The organism is Thauera aminoaromatica S2 (assembly GCF_000310185.1).
Classification (GTDB): Bacteria; Pseudomonadota; Gammaproteobacteria; order Burkholderiales; family Rhodocyclaceae; genus Thauera; species Thauera aminoaromatica.
In genome coordinates, this window is record NZ_AMXD01000258.1 from 1 (window position 1) to 2,191 (window position 2,191).

Here is a 2,191-nt window from a genome sequence, read left to right on the forward strand (position 1 = left end):
GCGACCCCGGACTTCGCCGAGGGCGTGCGCGCCTTCTGCGAGCGGCGGCCGGCGCGCTTCGCGCGACCCTCCGGCTAGGCTCGCCCGCGACGCGCTGCCCGAGCGCCTTCCACCCGCAATCCCCGTCGGCGTGCCCAGGCATGCCCGCCCCTTTATTGCCCGTCGTCTGCGCACGGCGGCTTCGCATGGAGACACCATGGACTTCCAGTTGAACCCGGAGCAGCGCGAGATCCGCGACCTGGCGCGCCGCTTCGCCGAGCGCGAGATCGCCCCCCGCGCCGCGCAGGCCGATCTCGACAAGGCTTTCCCGACCGAGGTGCACCAGCGCGCGCAGGAGCTCGGCCTGCTCGGCATCAACCTGCCCGAGACGGTCGGCGGCGGCGGCCTCGGCTGCCTGGAGCTGGTGCTGGTCACCGAGGCTTTCTGCCGCGGCTGCCTGGGCATCGGCACCGCGCTGTGCGTGAACGCGCTCGCCACCGAGCCGATCGTCATCGCCGGAACCGATGCGCAGCGCAGCCGCTACCTCGGCGCCGCGGCCCGCGGTGCGCTCGCCAGCTTCGCGATGACCGAGCCCGGCGCCGGCTCCGACGTGGCCGGCATCCGCACCCGCGCCGAGCGCGTCGAGGGCGGCTATCGCCTCACCGGCAGCAAGATCTGGATCTCCAACGCCAACCTCGCCGAGTTCTTCGTCGTCTTCGCCAAGACCGCGCCGGACGGCGGCCACCGCGGCATGAGCGCCTTCATCGTGCCGCGCGCCAGCGCCGGCCTGACGGTGGGCGAGCCCTTGGGCAAGCTCGGCCAGCGCTGTTCGCCCACCTGCGAGGTCTTCCTCGACCAGGTCTTCGTGCCCGAGGACCACCGCCTCGGCGAGGAGGGCGGCGGCTTCGCGCTGGCGATGGCGGTGTTCGACCACTCGCGCCCGATGGTGGCCGCCTTCGGCGTCGGCCTCATCGAGCGCTGCCTCGACGAGTCGCTCGCCTACGCCACCCAGCGCAGCAGCATGGGCAAGCGCCTGATCGACCACCAGGCCGTGGCCCACAAGCTCGCCGAGATGCGCATGAGGCTCGAAGCCGCGCGCCTGCTCACCTATCAGTCGGCCTGGCTGCTCGACCAGGGTCGGCCGAACACCATCGAAGCCTCGATCGCCAAGGCCTTCGCCGCGGACGCGGCGATGTGGGCGGCGACCGAGGCGGTGCAGATCTTCGGCGGCATGGGCTACTCGACCGAGTACCCGGTGGAGAAGCTCTTCCGCGACGCCAAGGTGCTGCAGATCTACGAAGGCACCAGCGAGATCCAGCGCAACATCATCGCCCGCGAACTGCAGCGGGCCTGAACCCGAGGACCCGGAAATGAACCCAAGCAATCCATCGAACCCGAACGAGGCGCTGATCCTGGGCGCCGTGCGCACCCCCTTCGGCCGCCGCGGCGGCGCCCTGCGCGAGACCCGCCCGGACGAGCTCCTCGCCACCGCCGTCGGCGGCGTGCTGGCGCGCACCGGCCTGCCTGGCGACAAGGTCGGCGACGTGCTCGCCGGCTGCGTCAGCCAGGCCGGAGAGCAGGGCGCCAACATCGCCCGCCAGGCGCTGCTGATCGCCGGCCTGCCCGCCGAGGTGCCGGGCGTGTCGATGAACCGCATGTGCGGCTCCAGCCAGTACGCCACCCACGCCGCGGCGCAGGCGGTGGCCGCGGGCGACCTCGACTTCGCCATCGGCTGCGGCGTCGAGAGCATGAGCCGGGTGCCGATGTTCCTCGACCTGACCCTGGGCCGGGGCGACTTCCGCGGCTTCGACAACTTGCACCCGAAGATCCTCGAACGCTTCGCCATCCCGCACCAGGTCGAGAGCGCCGAGCGCATCGCCGGGCAGTGGAAGATCTCGCGCACCGAAATGGACGACTACGCGATCGAGAGCCACCGCCGCGCCGAGGCCGCGCGTGCGGCCGGCGTGCACAGCGAGATCCTGCCGGTGGCGGGGGTGGACAAGGAGGGCGGGGCGATCACGCTCGCGCACGACGAGGGCATCCGCGCGGTCATCGACGTCGAGCGCATGCGCGCCATGCAGCCGGTGTTCCGCCAGCCCGGCGAGGGCGGCGTGACCGCGGCCAACGCCAGCCAGATGTCGGACGGCGCCGCTGCGGTGCTGGTGGGCCGCCGCGCCGCCGCCGAGGCGCTCGGCATCCGGCCGCGCGCCCG

2 protein-coding genes are annotated in these 2,191 nt (G+C 72.8%); both read left to right on the forward strand.

Annotated features, from left to right (window positions below; all coding sequences use genetic code 11):
* Positions 1-196 precede the first annotated feature (196 nt).
* On the forward strand, positions 197-1,333 hold the full coding sequence (locus tag C665_RS19360; RefSeq protein ID WP_004328657.1) for an acyl-CoA dehydrogenase family protein: 1,137 nt from the start codon (positions 197-199) through the stop codon (positions 1,331-1,333).
* Positions 1,334-1,349: 16 nt separating this feature from the next.
* The coding region (locus C665_RS19365) for a thiolase family protein (RefSeq protein WP_004328659.1) at positions 1,350-2,191 on the forward strand (842 nt) is incomplete at its 3' end.